Origin of the sequence: Saccharothrix ecbatanensis, from assembly GCF_014205015.1 — a bacterium.
In the GTDB taxonomy this organism is placed as follows: Bacteria; Actinomycetota; Actinomycetes; order Mycobacteriales; family Pseudonocardiaceae; genus Actinosynnema; species Actinosynnema ecbatanense.
Map to the genome: position 1 here is coordinate 5,407,509 of NZ_JACHMO010000001.1, position 22,005 is coordinate 5,429,513.

17 protein-coding genes and 3 pseudogenes are annotated in these 22,005 nt (G+C 69.4%); 10 read left to right on the plus strand and 10 right to left on the minus strand.

The genetic code is table 11. The features are described 5' to 3' along the window. Nucleotides 1-8: 8 nt before the first annotated feature. Nucleotides 9-1,388, plus strand: a complete 1,380-nt coding sequence (locus tag F4560_RS22645) for a S8 family serine peptidase (RefSeq protein ID WP_312869422.1) — start codon at nt 9-11, stop codon at nt 1,386-1,388. A 54-nt stretch (nt 1,389-1,442) separates the two neighbouring features. Here the strand turns inward: F4560_RS22645 and F4560_RS22650 are convergent, their stop codons facing one another. Next, the gene (locus F4560_RS22650) at nt 1,443-2,069 is read right to left on the minus strand and encodes a hypothetical protein (protein ID WP_184922958.1); all 627 of its coding nucleotides are present in this window, start codon (nt 2,067-2,069) and stop codon (nt 1,443-1,445) included. Between the two features lie 102 nt (nt 2,070-2,171). Here F4560_RS22650 and F4560_RS22655 point away from each other — a divergent pair, with 102 nt between their 5' ends. Continuing rightward, entirely contained in the window at nt 2,172-4,481 is a 2,310-nt protein-coding gene (locus F4560_RS22655) for an ATP-binding protein (protein ID WP_184922960.1), read from the plus strand. Between the two features lie 173 nt (nt 4,482-4,654). Here the strand turns inward: F4560_RS22655 and F4560_RS22660 are convergent, their stop codons facing one another. The 3 genes from F4560_RS22660 to F4560_RS22670 are packed head-to-tail and all read right to left on the minus strand — an operon-like array spanning nt 4,655 to nt 6,776. Further along, nucleotides 4,655-5,038 (minus strand): RidA family protein, encoded by a 384-nt coding sequence (locus F4560_RS22660; RefSeq protein ID WP_184922962.1) that lies wholly within the window; start codon nt 5,036-5,038, stop codon nt 4,655-4,657. 23 nt (nt 5,039-5,061) lie between these two features. Continuing rightward, on the minus strand, nt 5,062-5,811 hold the full coding sequence (locus F4560_RS22665) for an IclR family transcriptional regulator (RefSeq protein ID WP_184922964.1): 750 nt from the start codon (nt 5,809-5,811) through the stop codon (nt 5,062-5,064). Then, nucleotides 5,808-6,776 carry a sugar kinase gene (locus F4560_RS22670; RefSeq protein ID WP_184922966.1) on the minus strand — a complete coding sequence of 323 codons (969 nt, stop codon included), beginning with the start codon at nt 6,774-6,776 and terminating at the stop codon, nt 5,808-5,810. Before F4560_RS22670 ends, F4560_RS22665 begins: the two co-directional genes overlap by 4 nt. Before the next feature lie 120 nt (nt 6,777-6,896). Here F4560_RS22670 and F4560_RS22675 point away from each other — a divergent pair, with 120 nt between their 5' ends. The 5 genes and pseudogenes from F4560_RS22675 to F4560_RS46685 all read left to right on the plus strand — a co-directional run. Then, entirely contained in the window at nt 6,897-8,165 is a 1,269-nt protein-coding gene (locus F4560_RS22675; protein ID WP_376775332.1) for an amino acid deaminase, read from the plus strand. 21 nt (nt 8,166-8,186) lie between these two features. After that, nucleotides 8,187-9,767, plus strand: a complete 1,581-nt coding sequence (locus F4560_RS22680; RefSeq protein WP_184922968.1) for an N-acyl-D-amino-acid deacylase family protein — start codon at nt 8,187-8,189, stop codon at nt 9,765-9,767. Nucleotides 9,768-9,947: 180 nt separating this feature from the next. Next, a complete protein-coding gene (locus F4560_RS22685) occupies nt 9,948-10,163 on the plus strand; it encodes a hypothetical protein (protein WP_184929751.1) in 216 nt (71 codons plus the stop codon). Between the two features lie 141 nt (nt 10,164-10,304). Beyond that, nucleotides 10,305-10,667: a hypothetical protein gene (locus tag F4560_RS22690; RefSeq protein ID WP_184922970.1), complete on the plus strand. Its 363-nt coding sequence runs from the start codon at nt 10,305-10,307 to the stop codon at nt 10,665-10,667. A gap of 506 nt (nt 10,668-11,173) precedes the next feature. Next, a pseudogene (locus F4560_RS46685) lies at nt 11,174-11,282 on the plus strand (IS3-like element IS1141 family transposase); the annotation flags it as partial. 186 nt (nt 11,283-11,468) lie between these two features. Here F4560_RS46685 and F4560_RS22700 read toward each other — a convergent pair. Together F4560_RS22700 and uvrA are read right to left on the minus strand one after the other, a co-directional pair. Beyond that, nucleotides 11,469-11,957: an SRPBCC family protein gene (locus F4560_RS22700; RefSeq protein ID WP_184922974.1), complete on the minus strand. Its 489-nt coding sequence runs from the start codon at nt 11,955-11,957 to the stop codon at nt 11,469-11,471. A gap of 463 nt (nt 11,958-12,420) precedes the next feature. Beyond that, nucleotides 12,421-15,294: an excinuclease ABC subunit UvrA gene (uvrA, locus tag F4560_RS22705; protein ID WP_184922976.1), complete on the minus strand. Its 2,874-nt coding sequence runs from the start codon at nt 15,292-15,294 to the stop codon at nt 12,421-12,423. 229 nt (nt 15,295-15,523) lie between these two features. On the opposite strand from uvrA, the pseudogene F4560_RS22710 reads away from it, so the two are divergent. Next, nucleotides 15,524-16,219 (plus strand): annotated as a pseudogene (locus F4560_RS22710) (maleylpyruvate isomerase N-terminal domain-containing protein); the annotation flags it as partial. Here F4560_RS22710 and F4560_RS22715 read toward each other — a convergent pair. Further along, complete coding sequence (locus tag F4560_RS22715; protein WP_312869423.1) at nt 16,171-17,469, minus strand: acyltransferase family protein; 1,299 nt, start codon at nt 17,467-17,469, stop codon at nt 16,171-16,173. The pseudogene F4560_RS22710 and the gene F4560_RS22715 sit on opposite strands and share 49 nt — an antisense overlap. Nucleotides 17,470-17,585: 116 nt before the next feature. Between F4560_RS22715 and F4560_RS22720 the strand changes: the two genes are divergently transcribed. Further along, a complete protein-coding gene (locus F4560_RS22720) occupies nt 17,586-18,263 on the plus strand; it encodes an MBL fold metallo-hydrolase (RefSeq protein WP_184922980.1) in 678 nt (225 codons plus the stop codon). 61 nt (nt 18,264-18,324) lie between these two features. Here F4560_RS22720 and F4560_RS22725 read toward each other — a convergent pair whose 3' ends face one another. Together F4560_RS22725 and F4560_RS22730 are read right to left on the minus strand one after the other, a co-directional pair. Next, entirely contained in the window at nt 18,325-19,836 is a 1,512-nt protein-coding gene (locus F4560_RS22725; RefSeq protein WP_312869424.1) for a DUF4365 domain-containing protein, read from the minus strand. 12 nt (nt 19,837-19,848) lie between these two features. Next, entirely contained in the window at nt 19,849-20,499 is a 651-nt protein-coding gene (locus F4560_RS22730) for a hypothetical protein (protein ID WP_184922982.1), read from the minus strand. A 159-nt stretch (nt 20,500-20,658) separates the two neighbouring features. Between F4560_RS22730 and F4560_RS22735 the strand changes: the two genes are divergently transcribed. Then, nucleotides 20,659-21,756 (plus strand): beta family protein, encoded by a 1,098-nt coding sequence (locus F4560_RS22735; protein ID WP_184922984.1) that lies wholly within the window; start codon nt 20,659-20,661, stop codon nt 21,754-21,756. A gap of 79 nt (nt 21,757-21,835) precedes the next feature. Here F4560_RS22735 and F4560_RS22740 read toward each other — a convergent pair. Next, nucleotides 21,836-21,991 (minus strand): annotated as a pseudogene (locus tag F4560_RS22740) (macro domain-containing protein); the annotation flags it as partial. Nucleotides 21,992-22,005 lie beyond the last annotated feature (14 nt).

Here is a 22,005-nt window from a genome sequence, read left to right on the forward strand (position 1 = left end):
CTAACACCGTGGTGGACAGTTACATCGTGGTGCTGAAGGACGCGGGCCAGACGGACGCGGTCGCCGCGAAGGTGGGGGCCAACGTCAAGCACCGCTACAGCACCGCGCTGAACGGCTTCTCGGCGTCCATGAACGAGCAGGCGGCCAAGAAGTTGGCAGCCGACCCGGCAGTGGAGTTCGTCGCCCAGAACCAGAAGTTCAAGGCGTCGATCGACCAGCCGAACCCGCCGTCGTGGGGCCTCGACCGCCTCAGCCAGCGTGACCTGCCGCTGAACAACCACTTCAGCTACACCACGACGGCCTCGAACGTGCACGCCTACGTCATCGACACGGGCATCCGCACGACGCACACCGACTTCGGTGGCCGGGCGACGTTCGACATCAACACCAGCGGTGACGGCTACAACTACGACTGCGCGGGCCACGGCACGCACGTCGCCGGCACGATCGGCGGCACGGCGCACGGTGTGGCGAAGGGCGTCAAGCTGCACGCCGTGAAGGTCCTCGACTGCGAGGGCTGGGGCTCGACCGAGAGCGTCGTCGCGGGTATCGACTGGGTGACCGCGAACGCGCAGAAGCCGGCTGTGGCGAACATGAGCCTCGGCGGCTGGGCGGACGACGTCCTGGACTCGGCCGTGCGCCGTTCCATCGCGTCGGGCATCACGTACACCTTCGCCTCGGGCAACGAGGAAGACAACGCGTGCTACTACTCCCCCGGCCGCGTGGCCGAGGGCATCACGGTCAACGCGTCCAGCAGCACTGACGGCCGCGCGTGGTTCTCCAACTGGGGCACCTGCACGGACATGTACGCGCCGGGTCTGGACATCAGGTCGACGTGGAACGGCAGTGACTACGAGACCGCGGTGATCAGCGGCACGTCGATGGCGGCGCCGCACGTGGCGGGTGCCGCGGCGCTGTACCTCGCGGGCAAGCCGACCGCGACGCCGGAGCAGGTCCAGGCCGCGTTCAAGGGTGTCGCGACGCCGAACCGGATCTCGGACGCCGGTCCGGGTTCGCCGAACCTGTTGCTGTTCACGGGCAACGCGGTCAACGACACGCTGGCCAAGGGCGAGCGTCTGAACGCCGGTCAGAGCAAGACGTCCAACGACAGCCGCTACAAGCTGATCATGCAGACGGACGGCAACCTGGTGCTGTACGCGGTGGCGTCCGGTCAGCCGCTGTGGCACACGCGTTCCAACGGCTCGGGTGCGACGCACGCGACGCTTCAGACGGACGGCAACTTCGTCGTCTACACGGCCGCGGGTGTGCCGGTGTGGCACAGCCGTTCCGACCGCACGACGGCGGACCGGGTGATGGTCCAGAACGACTCGAACGTGGTCCTCTACGGTCCGCAGGGTCAGTACTTCTGGCACCGTTACCTGGGCTAAGGCTCTAAGCAGGCACAACGCCGGGGTCCCACACGGGGCCCCGGCGTTGTGCTGTCAGGGGTGAACTCCGCTGGGGTGGATTCCGCTGGGGTGAACTCCGCTGGCCTTGAGTTGCCGGTCCGCGAGGGCCTTGACGACCTCGGCGTCCTGCCGGCGCCAGCCCTCCACGGGGTCGCCGGGGAACGCCGCCAGGTCCCGCAGCGACAGGGTGTTGAGCGCGTGCAGCGCGAGCAGGTCGTAGCGGCCTTGATCACGCAGTCGTCGTGCCACGGCGGCCCGCCGGGCGAACCGCAGCCGCAGCGGCAGCCACGTGATCAGCAGGAACGCCAGCGGCAGGGCGATGAACGCGACGGTGAGCCACAGGGCGGTGGTCTCGACGGCGTCGATCTGGGCGCCGCCCGCGTCGGACAGCGTGCCGCCCGCCGACTTGCCGCGGTCGAGCGCGTCGGCCAGCTGGTCGCCGACCAGTGGCACGTCCCGGGCCTTGGCGGCGGCGTCCCCGAACGTCTCGCTCAGGTTCCGCCCGGCGTCGACGAGCCCGTCACCCGGCGCGCGCAACGTGCGGACCGCGTCTCCTACGGCCAGGGCCACTGTCACCCAGAACCACATCCAGGCGACCGCGAGCAGATCGGCCACCACCTGCCGCGCCAACCGGGGCGAACGATCCGCGTACCACTTCATGAGGTGTGGTCTTACCAGTAAGGCGTCACGGGAAACCGACGTGATCGGCATCGCCCAGGTCAGCGGCGGTCGGCGGGTCGGCGCGCACTACTGTTCCGACGTGTGGCGACGACGTTCGGCGAGCTGCTGCGCGCGCACCGGTCGCGGGTCCGGCTGACGCAGGAAGAGCTGGCGGAGGGCTCCGGGGTCAGCGTGCGGGCGATCAGCGACATGGAACGCGGTCGGGCGAAGGGGCCTCAGCGGCGCACGGTGGAGGCGTTGGCCGGTGTGCTGGCGTTGGCCGAGCCGGAGGTCCGGGCGTTGTTGGACGCGGCCAAGGAGGGCCGGGTGCGGCGTGCGCCGTCGGTGACGCCGTCGGTGTTGCCGCCGGATGTCGCGGATCTGACCGGGCGTGAGGCCGAGTTGGCGGTGTTGGCGGCGGTCGCGGAGGAGACGCGGGCGGGCGCCACGTCGCTGGTCGTGGTGCATGGTCCGCCGGGTGCGGGGAAGACGGCGTTGGCGGTGCGGGCGGCGTACCGGTTGGCGTCGCGTTTCCCGGACGGGTGTTTCTTCTTCAACCTGCGTGGCATGGACGTGCGGCCGGTTCACCCTTCCGAGGTGGTGCATCGGATGCTGTTGGCGCTCGGTGTGGCGGAGAAGCACATCCCGGCGGGCGAGGGGGAGCGTTCGGACCTGTACCGGGCGCGGCTGCGGGAGCGGTCGACGTTGTTGGTGCTGGACAACGCGTCCGACGAGGCGCAGGTGCGTCCGTTGTTGGCGACGGGCGGGCGGTCGTTGGTGGTGGTGACGTCGCGGTTGGTGCTCGGTGGGTTGGAGGCGGGCCGGCGGCTGGGGCTGGACGTGCTGGGCGCGGGCGAGTCGTTCGAGCTGCTCGGCGCGATCGCCGGGCGGGCCAGGGTCGGCGCGGAGCCGGTGGCGACGGCGCGGGTGGCGAAGCTGTGCGGGCACCTGCCGCTGGCGTTGCGGATCGCGGGCAACCGGTTGGCGAGCCGTCCCAAGTGGACGATCGGGCACCTGGCCGGTCAGCTGGGGGACGAGCGGCGCAGGCTGTCCGCGTTGACGGCGGGCGATCTCCAGGTGCGGACGGCGTTCGAGATGTCGTACCGGCAGTTGGGCGCGAAGGCGGCGGTGCTGTTCCGGCGGCTGTCGTTGGTGCCGGGCGCGGATTTCGGGCCGGAGTTGGCGGCGGTGCTGGCCGGTGTGGACCGGTTCGCCGCCGAGGACACGTTGGAGGAGCTGGTCGACATGAGCCTGCTGGACACCGCGGAGGTGCCCGGCCGGTACGTGTTCCACGACCTGATCCGGGTGTTCGCGGGTGAACGGCTGGCGGACGAGGAGCCGGCGCCGGTGGTGGGGCGGGCGCGGCGGCGTGCGGTGGACTGGCTGCTCGGGACGGCGGTGGAGGCGGCGGGGTTCTTCGGGCCGGACGCTCAGTCGGAGGCGTTGGGGTCTTCGAGGGCGTTGGGCGCGTTGGGCAGCCAGGAGGAGGCGGACGCCTGGCTGGTGGCCGAGACCGCGAACTGGCTGGGTGCGCTGCGCTGGGCTTGTGCGGACGGTTCGCACGCCGAGGTGTTGGCGCTGGCGACGGCGATGCACTGGTACTCCGACCAGCGTGGGCGTGGTGAGACGTGGGTGGAGGTGTTCACCGCGGGGGTGGCGGCGGCGCGGGTGTTGGGGAGCGTGCGGGACGAGGCCGTGCAGCTGAACTTCCTGACGTGGACGCTGGAGGTGCTGATGGGGCGGCACGCGGAGGCGTTGGCGTTGCACGGCGAGGCGTGGCGTGCGGCGGTGGAGGCGGGGGACGTCCGGGAGCAGGGTTGGGCGCTGCACTACCGGTCGGTGTCGGAGCTGCGGACCGGGCTGTTGGAGGCGGCGCAGGAGAGCGCGCGGCGGGCGCAGGAGCTGTTCCGGGCGGCCGGGTACCCGTTGGGCGAGCGGATCTCGTTGTCCTGCTTGGCGTTGGTGTTGGACCGGTTGGAGCGGCACGAGGACGCGGTGGAGGTGAACCGGGAGCTCTTGGCGGACGTGCGGTCCGGGCGGCTGGAGCTGGCGCCGGTGATGACGGCGGAGATGTCGGCGACGTTGTTGGTGCGCATGGCGGAGAGCCTGTGCCGGTTGGCGCGGTGGCCGGAGGTGTTGGCGGCGGCCGAGGAGGCGCTGGGGCTGGTGCGCACGGCGTTGCCGAGCATGTGTGACGCCCGCTACCTGCGTGGGCTGGCGCTGCACCGGCTCGGTGATCCGGAGGGGGCGCGGGCGGAGCTGGTTTCGGCGGTCGAGTTGGCGGGCGGGCATCGTCACCGCCGCCTGGCGGGTGCGCTCGACGCGTTGGCCGAGGTGCACGACGACCTCGGCGACCCGGTCGCGGCGGGGGTGTGCCGTGACCGGGCCGTGGCCGCGAGGGCGGATCCGTAGACCGCCGCCGTCCGCGCCGGGGCGGCGGGTGGTGTCCGCGCTCAGCCGATCGGGGATGCGTTCCTAGCCATCGCCGGGTCCTTCCATGACGTGCTTCTCCGAGGGGGTTGCGTCCCGAAGTCAAGCCGTCGTGGCCGGCGAAGACCACGCAGAACAACCGGCAGAAGTAAGGGTCAGTCCAGCACCGCGAGCGCGTCGATCTCGACCAGGAGTTTGGCGGGCAGGCCGACGTAGACGGTGGTGCGCGCGGGGAACGGCGTTTCGGTGACGAACTCGTCGTAGACGGCGTTCATCTCGGCGAAGTGCGCGGTATCGGTGAGGTAGACGCGGATCATCACCACGTCGGCGAGGGACGCGCCGCCGGCGTTCAGCACGGCGACCACGTTGCGCAGTGCCTGCCGGGTCTGCTCGGCCACGGTGTCGCCGACGACGGCGCCGGTGGCCGGGTCGAACGCGACCTGGCCCGCCACCTGGAGGATCGGGCCCTTGCGGACGCCCTGGGAGAACGCGGCCACGGGGGTGGGCGCGTCGGCGGTCCTGATCTCGGTCTTCTGCATGTGCTTCCTTCTCTGGTGGGTGGTCAGTCGCGGGGCGACCAGCCGCACTCGACGGACGCCGCCCGCGCGGTCGCGAGCAGGTCGGGCAGGTGGGCGAGCAGGCCCTCGAAGTCGAGCAGCACCTTGGGCACGGACATCGACACGGCCGCCACGACCCCGCCGCGCGCGCCGCGGACGGGGGCCGCGATGCAGTGGATGAAGTCCTCGTGCTCGGCGTTGTCCACCGCGTAGCCGGCGGCGCGGACGCGTTCCAGTTCGGCCAGGTAGGCGTCCGGTGTCGTGATGGTGTTCGCGGTCAGCGGCACGTAGTCGATGGTGTGCGCGACTTCGCGGCGACGCGGTTCGGGCAGGTCCGACAGCAGCACCTTGGCCACGGCGGTGCAGTGCAGCGGGGCGCGTCTGCCGATGCGCGAGTACATCCGCATGGGGTGGGTGCTGTCGTACTTGTCGATGTAGATGACCTCGCCGCCTTCGTAGGACGCGAGGTGGACGGTGTAGCCGGTGCGGGTGTTCAGCTCGCGCAGGGCGTTTTCGGCGCTGCGCCGCACGTCCCGCTCCTCCAGTGCCCGGTTGGCCAGGTCGAACAGCGCGGTGCCGAGCCGGTAGTGGTGCACGCCTTCGCGCTGCACGAACCGGTGCGACTCCAGGGTCCGGAGCAGCCGCATGGCGGTCGACTTGTGCACGTCGATGACGCCCGACAGCTCGTCCAGCGTCTTCGGTCCGGTGGCCAGTTCCCCCACCAGGGTCAGCGCCCGGTCCAGGCTTTGGCTCATCGACGTCTCCTCAGGTGTGCGGCGGCCCACGTGCGGGAGTCGGCGTCCAGCAGTGGCACGGTCACCGCGGGCGGCAGCGGGTCGCCGACATCCTCCCTGGTGAGCAGTGCGGCGGCGGCTTGGAGGTGGCCGGCGCGCAGGCGTCGCGCGGGTGGCTCGCCGGCGAGGTGCGCGGCGAGGTAGCCGGCGGCGAACGCGTCACCGGCGCCGACCGGTTCCACCACGTCTACCCGCAGGCCGGGCTGGAACGTCGTCGCGTCGCCTTCCACCGCGGTCGCGCCGCGCGCGCCCTGCTTGATCACGAGGGTTTCCGGGCCGGGCAGCAGGGCTCGCAGTTCCGCCGGATCGCCTGTGCCCCATACGGTCTGTGCCTCGTCCTCGCCGGCGAGCACGATGTCCGCGGCGTCGGCCAGGTCGCGCAGGACCGACGGGTCGCGGTCGCGCCACAACGCGGGCCGCCAGTTGAGGTCGAACGACACGGGGACGGCGCGCGGTCGGGTCAGGATCGCGCGCATCAGGTCCAGGCAGGTGTCGGACAGGGCCGCCGTGATGCCGCTGACGTGCGTCAACAGGACGTCGTCCGGGTTGAGCCGGTCGATGGTGTCCGGGCCCATGGCGGATGCCGCCGAGCCGCGTCGGTAGTAGCGGACGGGGCTGCCGTCGGCGTTCGCTTCCTTGACGTAGAGGCCGGTCGGCCGGTCCGCGTCGACGCGCACACCGGTGACGTCCACGCCCGCGCCGCCGACCGTGTCGAGGACGGCCCCGCCGAACGCGTCGTCGCCCACGGCGCTCACCCACCGGCTGCGGACACCCAGCCGGGCCAGGTGGATGGCGACGTTGGACTCGGCGCCGCCGATCGCTCGCGTCCACGTCCGCGCGGCGCGCACCGGGCCGGGTTCGGCGGGGACCAGGACCACCATGGTCTCGCCCAGGCACACCACGGCGCCCGGCAGGTCGAACCGCATCCGTCCTCCCTGGGCTCGGGGGTCTCGCTCGATTGACGGGGTGGGCGACCGAATGTTACACACTGGGTGATCACATCGCGCAATAGTCGTTGCGTTACATGCAACGTGAGGGGCGGGAACGTGGACCTGGACGCTGTGGATCTGGACGCTGTGGCCGCCATCCGCGACGAACGGGCCGACTGGCGGTTCAAGGGCCTGCCGGCGGACGTGTTCGGCGCGACGCTCGGCGACGTGGCCGCGCGCCGGCTCGACCTGTTCACCGGTGGTTTCGTCGGGCCGCTGGTCGTGCTGGACGCCGCCGCGCTGGAGCACAACCTCGCCACGATGGCCCGCTGGTGCGCCGACCGCGGTGTGCTGCTGGCCCCGCACGGCAAGACGACCATGGCCCCTCAGCTGTTCGCCCGCCAGTTGGAGCACGGCGCGTGGGGCATCACGGCGGCCAACATCAGCCAGCTCCGGGTGTACCGGGCGTTCGGGGTGCGGCGGGTGGTGCTGGCCAACCAGCTGGTGGACCCGGCCGGACTGCGGTGGCTGGCCGCGGAACTGGCCGCCGACGACACGTTCGAGTTCACCTGTTGGGTTGATTCGGTGGCGGGCGTGGCGCGGATGACGGAGGCGTTGGGTGCGGTCGCGCGTCCGGTCGACGTGCTGGTCGAGCTGGGTGCTGCCGGTGGCCGGACCGGGGCGCGTGATCTTGCCACGGCTCTCGACGTCGGGCGTGCGGCGGTGGCCAGTCCGGCGTTGCGGTTGGCGGGTGTCGGTGGCTACGAGGGCGCGTTGGCGCATGACGCGTCGGTCGCGGCGCAGTCCGTTGTGGACGGTTACCTGACCTCGTTGCGGGAGTTGGCGATCGGGTTGGGTGGCTTGTTCGAGGTGGACGAGCCGATCGTCACGGCCGGTGGCAGCGCTTACTTCGATCAGGTGGCGGCGAGGTTGACCGAGCCGTGGCCGTTCCCGGTGCGGCCGGTGCTGCGCAGCGGCGCGTACATCACCCACGACGACGGGTTCTACCGCGGTATCTCGCCGTTCGGCCGCACACCGGGCGCGGAGCCGTTCCGGCCGGCCTTGCGGGCGTGGGCGCAGGTGACGTCGCGGCCCCAACCGGACCTGGCGTTGCTGACGTTGGGCAAGCGGGACGCGTCGTTCGACGAAGGTCTGCCGGAGCCGCAGGTCGTGCGCGGTCGGGACGGTGTGGAGCGGCCGTTGAAGGCCGAGGTCACGGCGCTCAACGACCAGCACGCGTTCGTGCGGCTGTCCGGTGATGACGTGGAGGTCGGCGACTGGGTCGGTCTCGGTCTGTCGCACCCGTGCACGGTGTTCGACAAGTGGCCGCTGATCCCGGTGGTCGAGGGCACCACCGTGGTCGACTTCGTGCGCACGTACTTCTGAGACACGTCTGGGGGCGGCGGCGTGGACATCGTGTTCAGGGGCGCACGGGTGGTGGACGGCACCGGCGCGCCCGCGTACCTGGCCGACGTGGGTGTGCGCGACGGTCGGATCGGCGCGATCGGCGGTCGGATCGGGGCACGTCGGGTTGTCGACGCGGACGGCCTGGTGCTCGCGCCGGGGTTCATCGACATGCACTCGCACTCCGACCTCCGGGTGCTGGCCGAGCCGGACCACCTGGCCAAGGTGTCCCAGGGTGTGACGACGGAGGTCCTCGGTCAGGACGGGTTGTCGTACGCGCCGGTGGACGACGCGGCGCTGGCCGTGCTGCGCGGGCAGTTGGCCGGGTGGAACGACGACCCGCCGGGGTTCGACTGGGACTGGCGGTCGGTCGGCGAGTACCTGGACCGCCTCGACCAGGGCATCGCCGTCAACGCCGCTTACCTCGTGCCGCAGGGGACGCTGCGGATGCTGTGCGTCGGGTACGACGACCGGCCCGCCACCGACGCCGAACTGGACCGGATGCGGACCGTGCTGGCGCGGTCGTTGCGGGAGGGTGCGGTGGGGATGTCGTCGGGGTTGACCTACACGCCCGGCATGTACGCGGACACGGCCGAGCTGACGGCGTTGTGCCGGGTGGTCGGTGGGCTCGGCGGGTTCTACAGCCCGCACCACCGCAGTTACGGCGTCGGCGCGTTGGAGGCGTACGCGGAGATGGTGGGGGTGTCGCGTGAGTCCGGGTGCCCGTTGCACTTGGCGCACGCGACGATGAACTTCGAGGTCAACCGGGGTCGGGCGGGTGAGCTGCTGGACCTGCTCGACGACGCCTTGGCTGGGGGCGTGGACGTCACGCTGGACACGTACCCGTACCTGGCGGGGGCGACGTACCTGTCCGCGTTGCTGCCGAGCTGGGCCGGTGCGGGTGGGCCGGAGGCGACGTTGGCCCGTCTGTCCGATGTGGACGTGCGCGAGCGGATCCGGGTGGAGATCGAGGAGACCGGGTCGGACGGGTGCCATGGGGTGCCGGTGGACTGGGGGGCGATCGAGGTCAACGGGGTGCGTGCGGCGGAGAACGCGCACCTGGTCGGGCGTTCCGTCGCGGAGTCCGCGCGCCTGGCCGGACGACCGCCCGCCGAGCTGTACTTCGACGTGCTGATCTCCGAGCGGTTGGGGACGTCGTGCCTGATGCACGTGGGGGACGAGGAGAACGTGCGGGCGATCATGCGCCACCCGGCGCACACCGGCGGCAGTGACGGCCTGCTGGTAGGCGCCCGCCCGCATCCGCGCGGGTGGGGCACGTTCCCGCGTTATCTCGGGCGGTACGTGCGGGAGCTGGGGGTGCTCGGGTTGGAGGAATGCGTGGCCCACTTGACCGGGCGTGCCGCTCGGCGTCTGCGCTTGGCCGATCGTGGGCTCGTGCGCGAGGGCTACGCGGCCGATCTGGTGCTGTTCGACCCGGACACGGTGGCGGACCGGGCCACGTTCGACCGGCCCCGACAGGCCGCCGTCGGTATCACGCACGTGCTCGTCAACGGGGTGCCGGTGATCGACGAGGGTCGGCGGACCGACGCCCTCCCCGGCCACTCCCTACGCCACCGCACCTGACCGCCAGCAGCTCCGGCACACACGGCGCGCGCCTGACCACCTGCCGACACCGGCACCGGCACCGGCACCGGCGGCGAGCCGTCCTGAGCGTTGAACTCGGGGGTCCTGAACGTAGGACACGGTTGTTCTGGACGCAGCCACGACTATGTCCGTCACGGCACATCCACGCTCTTCGCCGCGTTGGAGGTCGCCACCGGCAAGCTGACCGAGGTGCTCAAGCCCTGGCATCGCAACAGCGAGTTCCTGGCATTCCTCAAGCAGATCGAGCGCACCGACCCAGACGTCACCGGCGCCGACGGCGAGCAGGTCGAGCCGCACCTGGCGATGGACAACTACGCCGCCCCACACCTACGCGGTCGACCGGCGGATTTATCGACGCCCTCATCGAATTTTTAGTCAATTCTAATCGAATCCACAGGTTCGGGTCGGACCGTCCTGGCACTATTGGCCCCGGGGGCGAGCGCTTGCAGCATTAACAGAGAGCCTTCCGGCCGAGGCCGCCGAACGGTCCGATCGCGAACAAGGAGAAATCCCCCGATGGACACCCTCAAGAAGATGGCGATGCGGACAGGAATCGTCCTCACTGGATTGTGCGGTGTCGTGCTGCTTGGCGGCGGCAAGGTGGCATCAGGAACTCTGCTGATCGCCATGACTTTTATCATGGTTCTACCGGTCAGGCGACACAAGCTTCCCGGCTGGGCTCGCGCCGGATTAATTTGTGCCGTATTCGGTGCTGTGATATGGAATATCTCCACCACTGAACTTCCGGATCCCTCGAATCGCATGGTGATGGCATGTGCTGACGAATCCCTTAATACATATACGCCAACCGGTTTCAAGTTCTTGGACCAGTTGAACCTTATTTTCAGCAGCTTTCTAGCCCAAGCGGCTCCTTCCTAGTGAAGGGTGCGGGGTCGTCGTTCCAGGTGCCGATGCCGATGGCCTGACGTTTCAGGAGGGAGGTGCCTGTGGAGGGCAGGAACCCTGGCGACGCGCTCGGCCGACCCTCCCAGGAGCAGGCCGAGATCGCCTCGCTGCGCCGGCAGCCCGCGAAGGCGGAGCGAAGCTCGCCACGACGGAGATCGCGTAGGAGGTCATCGGAAGAGTGCACGTGCTCATAGAGCAGATCACGGAGACCACGGACGCCGACCTGGCGCGTAAGATAAGCCGCCGTCGCAGGGTCTACGCGATCCTCTCGAATGCAGCCAGTACGTCGGGTCGGAGTCGACCAGGTATCGCGTGCTGGCCGAAAAGGCGCAAGTCTGCCACCCGTCCCGGAAGGTCGAACTACCCGGGACCGGACCCGATCAGGTGCATTCGTGGGACATCACGAAACTGACCGGCCCCCGCGAAGGGCGACTGCGACGACGATGACGTTCAAGACCGTGAGAACATCGCCGACCGGTCTCGGCGTCACTCGGTCGAGGTCCCGCCCCCACATCTCGAACGAAAACCCGTACTCGGAGAAGCTGTTCAAGACGATGAAGTACCTGCCCGTGTTCCCCGACCGGTTCGTCGCCGTCACCCATGCACGCCACCTGCACATCGGGATCGGCAAACATACCCGCCGACGCGCATTACGCCCTCTGCTCCGGGGTCTTCAAGTAGACCACCCTCAGAGGACTTCAAAGACGGACCACTAGAGGTACGACACGCGCGTTCCGAACGCCCACTCGTTTGCGGCAGGAACGGCCGGCCGCCTCAGGAGTTGGAGGCGGCTTGGCTGGCTTGCGGGGCTTCACTGGCTTGCGGGGCAGCGAGGGCTTGGGGATTGGCAGCGGCCTGGAAGCCGGCGAGGTAGGTCCGGAGGCCGCGTTGGCCGCTGCGCATCATCAGCTCGTGGTTGGCCTTCAGGATCGGGCGACTGACCAGGGCCAGTCGACGCACCAGCGGCTTGCACACGACGACCTGCTGGTCGTACACGATGCGCGAGCCGGCGCCGTCAGCGAAGATCCGCCAGCTCACCGTGCCGTCCATGTCGCCGAGCAGGTCGGCGCGCAGCAACCCCGCGTCCGGATCCTTGGCGTTGTGATGCGCCTCGAAGACCAGGTCATACGGCAGCACGGAACGGCACCGCAGCTCGGCCGCGTTCTCGCCGACCTGGCGCGCCTCCCGCACCTCACGCCACCAGTGCGGGTAGCTGCGCAGGTCGGCCAGCACGTCGAAGGTCTGCGCGGGAGTGCTGTCCACCGACCACACACTGCGGAATCGGTACGAGTTCAGGGGCATACCACCATGATCACGCACTACGCCCGCGTCCGCACCCATCCGGACCACCGCGTCCGCACCCATCACCCGTCCGCCGGCGCCGCCCGCCCGGCATCCGTTCACCGGCGTCCGTCCACCGGGACCTTCCGCCGGCATCCGTCCGCCCCGCTGGCATCCGTTCACCGACGTCCGTCCACCGGCATCCGTCCGCCGGCACCCGTCCAGCCGCGTCCGTCCAGCAGCACCCTTCCGGTGGCCAATCTGTCCGGTGGTGCTCTTCCGGCTTCGGCGGCGGGGTTCCGGGGGCGGGCGTCTGAGTGGATGCCTGGGCCGTCGCGCCTCCATAATTCCGGCAACGCAATCCGGTTTACCATTCATCCCCGAAGTGCCGTAACGCCTTTGGGTGATCTTGGCTCAGCCGGACCGCTCAGCCGAACCCTTTGCCTCAGCCGACCGCGGCCTCGGCGGGCAGGACTTCGCGTAGGAACTGGCCGGTGTAGCTGTCTGCGACGTCGGCTACCTGCTCCGGCGTGCCCTCGGCGATCACCATGCCTCCTCCGGACCCACCCTCCGGGCCCATGTCGACCACCCAGTCCGACGTCTTGATCACATCGAGGTTGTGCTCGATCACGACCACCGTGTTGCCCTTGTCCACCAACCCGTTGATCACACCGAGCAGCTTGCGGATGTCCTCGAAGTGCAAACCGGTGGTCGGCTCGTCGAGGATGTACACCGTCTTGCCGGTGGACCGCTTCTGCAACTCCGCCGCCAGCTTCACCCGCTGCGCCTCACCACCGGACAACGTCGGCGCGGGCTGTCCGAGCCGCACATACCCGAGGCCCACGTCGACCAGCGTGCGCAGGTGCCGGTGGATCGAGTTGATCGGCTCGAAGAACCCCGCGGCCTCCTCGATCGGCATGTCGAGGACCTCGGCGATCGTCTTGCCCTTGTAGTGCACTTCCAGCGTCTCGCGGTTGTACCGGGCGCCCTTGCACACCTCGCACGGCACGTACACGTCCGGCAGGAAGTTCATCTCGATCTTGATCGTGCCGTCGCCCGCGCACGCCTCGCAGCGCCCGCCCTTGACGTTGAACGAGAACCGCCCCGGCTGGTAGCCGCGCACCTTCGCCTCGGTGGTCGACGCGAACAGCTTCCGCACGTGGTCGAACACACCCGTGTAGGTGGCCGGGTTGGACCGCGGGGTCCGACCGATCGGCGACTGGTCGACCTGCACCAGCTTGTCGACCTCCTCCAGACCGCGGATCCGGGTGTGGCGGCCGGGCACCTGCCGTGCGCCGTTGAGCTTGTTCGCCAGCACGGTCGCCAGGATGTCGTTGACCAGCGTGGACTTGCCCGAACCGGACACGCCCGTGACCGCCACCAGACAACCCAGCGGGAACGACACGTCGATGCCGCGCAGGTTGTGCTCCCGCGCGCCCACCACGGTCAGCTGCCGCTTCTTGTCGACCTTGCGCCGCACCGCGGGCATCGGGATCGACCGGCGGCCCGACAGGTACGCGCCGGTGATCGACTCCTTGTTCTTCAGCAGCTCCTTGTACGGGCCGCTGTGCACGACCTTGCCGCCGTGCTCGCCCGCGCCCGGACCGATGTCGACCACCCAGTCGGACGTGCGGATGGTGTCCTCGTCGTGCTCGACCACGATCAGCGTGTTGCCCAGGTCGCGCAGCCTGCTCAACGTCTCGATCAGCCGGTGGTTGTCGCGCTGGTGCAGGCCGATCGACGGCTCGTCCAGCACGTACAGCACGCCGACCAGGCCGGAGCCGATCTGCGTCGCCAGCCTGATCCGCTGCGCCTCACCACCCGAAAGAGTGCCGGACGCGCGGTCCAGGGAGAGGTAGTCGAGGCCCACGTCGAGCAGGAAGTGCAGCCGGGCCTGGATCTCCTTGAGCACCGCGCCCGCGATCATCGACTCGCGCTTGCCGAGCTTCAGCCCGTCCAGGAACTCGGAGCACTCCCCCACCGACATGGCGCACACCTCGGCGATGGACTTGTCGCCCTTGCGCCCGTGGTGCAGCGTGACGGCCAGGATCTCCGGCTTGAGGCGGGTGCCCTGGCACGACGGGCACGGCACCTCCCGCATGTAGCCCTCGTACTTCTCCCGCATGTACTCGGACTCGGTCTGCTCCTGCCGCCGCTCCAGGAACGGGATCACGCCCTCGTAGTTGGCGTAGTAGGAGCGCTCACGGCCGTAGCGGTTCTTGTAGCGGACGTTGACCTGCTCGTCGACGCCGTGCAGCACCGCCTTCTGCGCCTTGGTGGGCAGCTGCCGCCACGGCGTGTCCGTCCGGAACCCGATCGCCAGGCCCAGCGACTCCAGCAACCGGGTGAAGTACTCGGCGGTCTGGCCGCTCGCCCAGGGTGCGATGGCGCCGTCGGCCAGGGACAGCTCGTCGTCCGGCACGACCAGCTCCGGGTCGACCTCCTTGCGCACGCCGATGCCGGTGCACACGGGGCAGGCGCCGTAGGGCGAGTTGAACGAGAACGACCGCGGCTCCAGGTCCTCGATCGCCAACGGGTGGGCGTTCGGGCAGGCCAGGTTCTCCGAGAAGCCGCGCACCCGGCCGGGGTCGTTCTCCGGCACGTCCACGAACTCCAGCTCGACCAGGCCGTCCGCCAGGCGCAGCGCCGTCTCCACCGAGTCGGTCAGCCGCTGCTTGGAGCTCGCCTTCACGCTCAACCGGTCGATCACGACCGCGATCTGGTGCTTCTCCTGCTTCTTCAGCTTCGGCACCTCGCCCAGCGCGTACACGACGCCGTCGACCTTGGCGCGCGAGTAGCCCTGGGACTGGAGGGTGGAGAACAGGTCGAGGTACTCGCCCTTGCGGCCCCGGATGACGGGCGCGAGCACCTGGAACTTGGTGCCGGACTCCATCGCCAGCACCTGGTCCACGATCTGCTGCGGCGTCTGCTTGCTGATCGCCTCGCCGCAGGTCGGGCAGTGCGCCTTGCCGGCGCGGGCGTAGAGGAGCCGGAGGTAGTCGTAGACCTCGGTGATGGTGCCCACGGTCGACCGCGGGTTGCGGCTGGTGGACTTCTGGTCGATCGACACGGCGGGCGAGAGGCCCTCGATGAAGTCGACGTCCGGTTTGTCCATCTGACCGAGGAACTGCCGCGCGTACGCCGACAGCGACTCGACGTAGCGGCGCTGGCCTTCGGCGAAGATCGTGTCGAAGGCGAGGCTGGACTTGCCCGAGCCCGAGAGCCCGGTGAACACGATGAGGCTGTCCCTCGGCAGGTCGAGGTCCACCCCTCGCAGGTTGTGCTCGCGCGCCCCGCGAACGACAAGCCGGTCAGCCACAACGGTTCCCTTCGGTATTCGACCTTCCCCCGAACAGATGTTCGAAAAGCGTATCGGACCACTGCTTCGGCCCTGTCGGGGAGGGCGTCAACCATGCTAGGTGCGACCACCGACAAAACCGTTACGGGCACTTCCGGGATCGTGCGCCAACGGCTCTACCGACAGGTAGTCAAGGCCCCTACGCTGGGGCGATAGGCCGTTCGGCCGCATACTCCGGGATGAGGTGCCCATGAGCTTCGCCGATGCCGCCCAGGTCCGATCCGACCGGACGAGCGTACCCGCGCCCCGCGAGCAGTCCGCCGCGGTCCAAGACGCGGTCACCGGACTCGCCGAGGTCGACCGGGCGACGGAGGTGTTGTACGAGGTCGTGGCGGCCCTCGACCTCACCGCGTTGCGCGGTCCGAGCCTGCTGCCGGGGTGGAGCCGCGGGCACGTGGTGACGCATGTCGCACGGAACGCGGACGCCCTGGTGAACCTGCTGACGTGGGCGAAGACCGGCGTCGAGCACTTGATGTACCCGAGCGCGGCGGACCGTGACGCGGACATCACCGAGGGCGCGCGGAGGCTGCCGCAGCTGCTGCGGGCCGATCTGGACGCGGCGTGCCAGCGTTTCGCCACGGCCGCCCGTGAGCTGCCCGCGACGGCGTGGGAGGCGGAGGTCGTGCACCCGAAGGGCGGGGTGTTCCTGGCGCACCGGGTGCCGTGGCTGCGGTTGCGCGAGGTGTGGTTCCACCTGGTCGACCTGGATCGGGGCATCGGGTTCGAGGACCTGCCGGTGGAGCTGCTGGAGGGGTTCGTGGAGGACGCGGTCGGCCAGTACGCGGACCGGCCGGACGTGCCCGGGGCGCGGTTGGAGGTGACGTTCCAGGACGGCCGTCAGCGCAGCTGGGCGCTGACGGCGGCCAGTGAGACGTCGCCGACGGTGAGCGGTGCGGCGGCCGACGTGCTGGCGTGGCTGACCGGTCGCCAGAGCGGGGCACGGCTGAACGGGACGGCGCCGACGCTGCCCAAGTGGCTCTGAGATGAGTGCAGGCGGGCCGTGAGCAGCAGGCCGACCAGGGTGGGGCGGCTCGCGGCTGGTCGGCCCGCGGTGGTGCGGCTGGTGGTGCCGCTCACGGTGTCGCGACTCACGGTGTTCCCGCTCACGGGGCTGCCGCTCGCGGGGTCGCGGCTCGTGTCGGGTCGGCTTGTGGTCAGGGCGCGGTGCGCCGGGCGTTCCACGAATTTCGTCAGCAGCCAGCCGAGCACGACGGCGGTGCCGGTGAAGGCGGCCAGTTCGGTCCACGGGCCGAAGGCTGCGACCTTCGCCATCACGACGTAGCCGATCTCCTGGTGCACCAGGTAGACGCCGTACGAGATGCCGGCGAGCCACTTGATGGGGCGGGCGAGCAGGCGCACGGGGGCGATGTCCCAGTCCCGGCCGCCGGCGGCGGCGCACACGCCGATCAGCAGCACGCCGAGCCCGACGGTCGACTCGAAGTCCGCGCTGTGCACGGTCTGGGCCAGCAGGCACGCGGTGAGCAGGGCGAACAGGTGCCGGTCCCCGAGGCGGCCCTTCGACCACAGCCAGATGCCGACGCCGATGGCGAACAGCTGCCCGCGGTGCACGCCCAGGCCGTCGTAGAGGGTGCGGACCACGCCGTCCTCGACCGTCCAGACGCGGGTGACCAGGGGCAGGGCGACGAGCGTCCAGAGGAGCGCCTTGACCGCCCGGCCGCGGACCCTCGACACCAGCAGCGCGCCCGCGACGAAGCCCGTGACCTGGACCGGGAGGGTCCAGTAGGAGAAGTCGACCAGGCGGACGTCCGGGAACCAGTTCTGGAGCATGAGGGCGTTGAAGAGCAGGTCGCGCGGTTCGAGGTGGCTCCAGCCGGCCGGGGCGAGGTAGCGCAGGACGGCGTACGTGCAGGTGGCGGCCACGACGTAGGCGGGTACCAGGCGGGCCAGGCGGTTGCGCAGGAAGCGGGCCGGTTCGCCCTTGGCGAGTGACGCGCAGGCGAAGAAGGCGGAGATCACGACGAGCGCGCTCGCGCCGAATTCGAGGCTGAAGACGAAGAACGGGCGGCCGAGTTCGGAGTGGACGGACGGGCCGGCGTGGGTGGCGTGCTGGAGGAGGACGCACAGCACGGCGAGGATGCGCAGGACGTCCCAGTTGATCCGGCGTTTGGTAGGCACGAGGTGCGAAAACCCTATTCGGAGGACATCGGTGATGGCGGTGGTGACCGTTTTCAACCCTAGGGGTCGGGTCGTGCGGACCCTGAGGGGTGTCCGGTCGGCTACCGTCGGCCAATGTGGACGTACTAGAGGACTACACGGGGCATGTGACGCCGGGCGGGCCGGCGGCACGGCGCACGCTGGACGCGTTGACCATCACGAAGATCTCCGTCGGGCCGATGGACAACAACGCCTACCTGCTGGTGTGCCGTGCGACGAGCGAGGCGCTGCTCATCGACGCGGCGGCCGATCCGCAACGGCTGTCGGACGTGGTGGGCCACTCGGTGGACCGCCCCCGGGTGAAGACGGTCGTGACCACGCACCAGCACGCGGACCATTGGGGTGCTCTCGGCGCGGTGGCGGGCGCGAACGGGTCGAACACCGTCGCGCATGCCGCGGACGCGGGCGTGCTGCCGATTCCACCGGACGTGCTGGTGGAGCATGGTGACACCGTGCACGTCGGCGAAGTGCCGTTGACGGTGATCCACCTGCGCGGCCACACCCCGGGCTCCATCGCCCTCCTGTACCGCGACCCAAGCGGGCACCCCCACCTCTTCACCGGCGACTCGCTGTTCCCGGGAGGGGTCGGCAAAACGACGTCACCTGAAACCTTCACGTCGTTGATCGACGACGTGTCGTCCCGAGTGTTCGACGTTCTGCCTGATGAGACGTGGGTTTACCCGGGTCACGGCGACGACACCACTCTGGGGCGTGAACGACCTCACCTGGACGAGTGGCGTTCGCGCGGCTGGTGACCTGAAGCACTTCCCGACGGAGCCGCCTGACCCCCAGGCGGCCCGTTTCGCCGCGGGGAAGCTAAGCGCGGAATGCGCCGGAGCGCGGTTCGGCGGACACCTTCCGGGCGAACAACTCCTCAGGCCAGAAGGTGTCCCCCAGCATCAGCTGATCGAAAAGCACGCAGACGGCTCCGGGCGTGTCTTCGGAATCCCAGACGGCCGAAACGCTCCGGCCGCGTTCGTTCCCATGCCGACTCAGCCAGTAGATCCTGTCGCCCGGTCTGAGCTCGAAGGCCGATACGAGCTCCCGGTTCGACGACATGCGAGTGCTCGGCTGTCCGACCCGCGCGCCGAAGCCGTATTCCGCAGCCGGCCGGGGGCATCGCCAGACGATCCGGAACTGCTCGTCGATCGGCAACGCGGGCGATTCCACCCGAACTTCTCTGACCAGGTAGAACGTGACGAGCCGACGCGCCTTGTCCGACATCTCACGCCACGGTTTCGCCAGCGCTTCGGCACATGCCTCGGCATCCGACTTCAACTCCGCGCCGGTGGTAGCGAGGTCGTGGTCGATCTCGATCTCGGTGCGGATTTCCTGGATCGACCGGGTCAACGCGTCGGGGTCGATCCGAAGACGGAGTTCGACCCTTTTGGCCACGTAGTTGTCACGTGCGTCGAGGTTGGTGTGCAGCGGCGGATCGTCGACGGCGGGTTCGCGAGCCCACCGAGCCGCGTCGAAGCAGGCTGCCAGCCACTGCGCCTCGGCCTTGCTCAGTATCGTGTTCGCCACTACGGACATGCCGGGAAGCAGGCCCGGTCGACCGTGGGGGTGGAAATGCTCAGGGCCGATGTGCTCCGGATGCCAGTCGAGGTCGCTGTGCAACAGGGTCGCGAATCCCTCACCCCGGCGCTGCCAGAAGATCATATCCTCGCCGTCCACGTTCACGTGGTGCTGCACGATGTCCGATGGACCGAATTCGACGCCCGCCATTTCGCCCAACTGGGCCTGGATGATCCGGTTGCCCCGATAACGGCTCAGGTAACGCCTGACGTCGGCGACGAAGTCCGCAATGGATTCATCGTCCAACTTCCGGTCCGGGCCGATGGTGATCGTCTTGACCACCTTGCCCTCGCGCCGCGCCGACAGCAGCTGCTTGGTGGCATTGGCCCAGTAGAGACCGTCGGTGTCCGGGTCGTGCACAACGCAGAGCACCGGGATGTTGCCATCGGCCCACGTGCCGCCGTGGTCACCGATCGGCACGGCGTACCCGTCGGCCCTGCGCCATGAACGGCCGCCCTTGACCTGGATCTTGACCAGGTCGCCGGTGACCTGGCCGTCCTCGGTGAACGTGACGTGCTGGTCCTCGCCGAAGTCGTTCTGGCCGTCCACCTCCTGAACTATGTGATCGTGTCGCTCCAGAAGCGTCCGCAGCGCGTTGACCGCCGCACGGCTGGGTCTGCGAGCGTCAGGAACTTTCGGCAACGGAACCTCCGAATCACGGTGCGCGGCGACCGGGAAGAGGTTCCGCGACAAGTCGGGTGCGGTCGGACAATAGTGGCTCATTGCCGTACTTCGATCCGACATGCTCATTCAAGCATGGCTTCACTGCTGCGAGATCATCTCCCCGACGACGGTAACCACGACGGTGACTTCCGGGCTGCTGCCACCGAGTTGGCAGGGCCTGGATCGACACCAGGCGGCTGGTGCGCCGGCAGGCGGGCTGTCCGTCGGGAACGACAGCCCTTCCACCCGCACGACCTGCTTCGCGCTCAGCCCTTCCGCGCCGGTGCTTCGCGCCACCACGCGCTCGCAGTCGCGCACAATCGCACCCACATCCGCTCGTCCACGGTCAGGACCACACGGCCAGGGGCATCGTGGTGATCGAGGAAGAGATTGACCTCCTCCTCCCCCGCTGTGGCGCAACACCGCCCATGGCGCGCCGAATCGCTGCTGGAAGAAGAGGAGATCGCCGAACTCGTTGATGAAGTGGACCACGTAGTCGGTGGACTCGACACTGGCGCCGACGTGATCGACCAAGGCGTGGATGAGATCGGTGCGCGAGTAGAGGTGGAGGCGGAGTTCTTCGACGAAGCCGGGCAACGTGTCGTCGGCCAGCACCAACTCACGGGGTACCTGGAGCGATTTGAGTTCGTCGCCAATTCGACTCGCGTTTCGCAAATGCGCGGTGGCTTTCGCCCAGTGGAGGGTGTCGGCTTCAGGATCGTAGACGACGCGGACCAGATTCGACAGCATTTTTGCGGAGGGCTGGATTCCTCGCGAGTCACAGGGCTCTCGGCGCGAGACGGAAGCCGAAGATCACCCGATCGGCAGGCGGCAGCAGACCGGTCGAACTTCCAGGATCGAAGCTGCCCGGCTTGCAAACACAGGCGCTCTTCGGCAGGGAGTCGCGTGATGACCTTCACCCCACTGGTCGCGTTGAAGAGCAAGAAGGGCGAACTCGACGCGCTCCGCCACCTTCCGGCGATCCCCGCGACGCGACCGGCGATCCTCGTGGAATTGCTGGACTCCGTCGGTGTAGCGGAAGGGGGGCAACTCCTGCCTGGGCTCACCAGAGCCGCGGTGGACGCGGCGGCGCACGACAAACCGCTGTGGATCGACGCGCACCTGCTCAGCGCAACCAGTCCGCTGGCCCGCCAGCCGGGCGGCCCGTTCGAATTCCTCGACAAGCAGATCGGGAACGCGCTGCACGACGAACTCGGGCTCTTGGCGCTCGACGTCACCGCGTTGATCCCCGTCATCGCCGACTCGGCGACGGACGACGAACTCAGGACGATCTCGCTGCTCCGGCAGCACCGGCCGCGGGACGTCGTCGTGCGGGTGCGCGGAGTCGCCACCCCGCCGGCAGAGGTCGTCGACCGGCTCCGGCGCGTCGTCAGCCGGACCGGTGTCGAGGCGGGGCAGCTGCACGCCGTGCTCGACCTCGGCTTCGTCGAGACCGTGCAGCCCACCCAGGTGACACGGGCGGCACGACTGATCGGAACCGTCCTCGACGCCATCGGACCGTCGTCGACGACGCTGCTGGCCGGTTCGATCCCGGCCGGCCGGAACGGCTTCGCCACGACTGCTCGTCACCGCCCCGAAGTTCCTCTGTGGCATGCGGTCACCGAGCAGACGGGCGGGGTGGTGAACTACGGGGACTACGGCGTGGTCCACCCGGTGCCGCCCAAAGGCGGGGCCCCTGGCCCAAGAACTGTCAACCCGTACCTCTACTACACGGCTCCGGGCTCCATGGTGGCGCTGCGCAGACAACTCGCCAGGGAAGACGGCAAACCGGTGCGGGGTGCCGCCGTCGAGGCCTTCACCGCCTTGGCGGAGGAGTTGCTGGCACGGCCGGAGTTCGCCGGTAGGAACTTCTCGTGGGGCGACCACGAGTTGACCCGTTGCGGGCGAGGGGGCGGGAGAACCGCGGGCACCGTGCCCCGCTGGATAGCCATCGCCACGTCCCACCACATCGGGCACGTGACGCGTCGGGCGCCGTCCGACCTCTGAGGCCGAGCCTTCGAGGCCGACAGCCCGTGCTCGACCACCTGTCACATGACGGCGATCCGGGCCGCCTCACCGCAGGGAACCCGTACACGCCCGCTTCCGCCAGCCGCGGCCCGGCCGCGCGGTGCACCGCGCCGTCGACGCCTCCCCCGCCCATCAGCGACTCGTTCGCCGCGGTGACGATGGCGTCCACGTCCTGGCGGGTGATGTCCCCGCGCACTACCTCGATCGTGACCACATCCGAAGCTTGGG

Excerpts from the sequence above, each read along its gene's own strand:
- F4560_RS22650 (WP_184922958.1), bottom strand. The coding sequence starts at position 2,069 with ATGAAGTGGTACGCGGATCGTTCGCCCCGGTTGGCGCGGCAGGTGGTG.
- F4560_RS22660 (WP_184922962.1), bottom strand. The coding sequence starts at position 5,038 with ATGCAGAAGACCGAGATCAGGACCGCCGACGCGCCCACCCCCGTGGCC.
- F4560_RS22665 (WP_184922964.1), bottom strand. The coding sequence starts at position 5,811 with ATGAGCCAAAGCCTGGACCGGGCGCTGACCCTGGTGGGGGAACTGGCC.
- F4560_RS22670 (WP_184922966.1), bottom strand. The coding sequence starts at position 6,776 with ATGCGGTTCGACCTGCCGGGCGCCGTGGTGTGCCTGGGCGAGACCATG.
- F4560_RS22690 (WP_184922970.1), top strand. The coding sequence starts at position 10,305 with ATGGACACCCTCAAGAAGATGGCGATGCGGACAGGAATCGTCCTCACT.
- F4560_RS22725 (WP_312869424.1), bottom strand. The coding sequence starts at position 19,836 with ATGAGCATGTCGGATCGAAGTACGGCAATGAGCCACTATTGTCCGACC.
- F4560_RS22730 (WP_184922982.1), bottom strand. The coding sequence starts at position 20,499 with ATGCTGTCGAATCTGGTCCGCGTCGTCTACGATCCTGAAGCCGACACC.
- F4560_RS22735 (WP_184922984.1), top strand. The coding sequence starts at position 20,659 with ATGACCTTCACCCCACTGGTCGCGTTGAAGAGCAAGAAGGGCGAACTC.